Source organism: Rhodococcus maanshanensis NBRC 100610 (assembly GCF_001894865.1).
Lineage (GTDB): Bacteria > Actinomycetota > Actinomycetes > Mycobacteriales > Mycobacteriaceae > Rhodococcus_G > Rhodococcus_G maanshanensis.
Genome location: NZ_BCXA01000089.1, coordinates 1 through 1075 on the forward strand (window position 1 = coordinate 1; position 1075 = coordinate 1075).

Consider the following 1075-nt stretch of genomic DNA (forward strand, 5'->3'; position numbering starts at 1 on the left):
CCCTAGGTGTAGTTCCCAGGCAGGTTGTGGACGGCGTGCCGTGACCAAATAGGCGAGGACCTCCGGTATCGGTGTGGTTACCACACACACCCCGACCACCGAGAGGTCCTCGTGTCACACGCTAATGCCTTCCTGACCCCACGTGGCCGTTTGGCCCTGGCGACACTCGTCGTGCAGGACGGCTGGTCCCTGCGCCGCGCCGCCGAACGATTCCAGTGCTCACCGTCGACGGCGAAAACCTGGGCCGACCGCTACCGCGCCGAAGGCACGGCCGGCATGGTCGATCGTTCGTCACGCCCGCACACCTGCCCGCACCGGACCCCGACCCGCACCGAACGCCGCATCATCGGGCTGCGATTGACCCGCCGGTGGGGACCGCACCGGATCGCCTACCACCTCCACCTGGCCAGATCGACCGTTGAGGCGGTCCTGCGGCGCTACAAGATGCCCAAACTCACCCACCTCGACCAGGCCACCGGGCTCTCCGTCCGCCGGCAGCCGGCCCGACGCTACGAACACGACAAGCCCGGCGACCTCGTCCACGTCGACATCAAGAAGCTCGGCCGCATCCCCGACGGCGGTGGACACCGCAAGATCGGCCGCCAGATAGGCCGCAGAAACCGCTCCGGGATGGGCTACGCCTACCTGCACCACGCCGTCGACGATCACTCCCGCCTGGCGTACTCCGAGATCCTGAGCGACGAACGCAAGGAGACCGCCGCCGGGTTCTGGAACCGCGCCAATACCTTCTTCGCCGCCCACCAGATCACCGTCACACGTGTCCTCACGGACAACGGATCCTGCTACCGGTCAAGAGATTTCGCCGCCGCACTCGGTCCGGTCGTCCACAAACGGACCCGCCCGTATCGACCGCAGACCAACGGGAAGGTTGAACGGTTCAACCGCACCCTCGTCGCCGAATGGGCCTACGCCCAGACGTACACCTCCGAAACGGCCCGTGCAGCGACCTACCAACAGTGGATCCATCACTACAATCACCACCGACCCCACACCGGGATCGGTGGCCTCTCACCCATCGACCGCGTCGGCGTCCACAACGTCCCCGGGAATTACA

Annotated in this window: 1 protein-coding gene; it reads left to right on the forward strand. The window is 66.3% G+C overall.

The genetic code is table 11. The features are described from left to right. Nucleotides 1-111: 111 nt before the first annotated feature. On the forward strand, nt 112-1075 hold a 964-nt coding region (locus tag RM1_RS25790; RefSeq protein WP_072754437.1), incomplete at its 3' end, for an IS481 family transposase.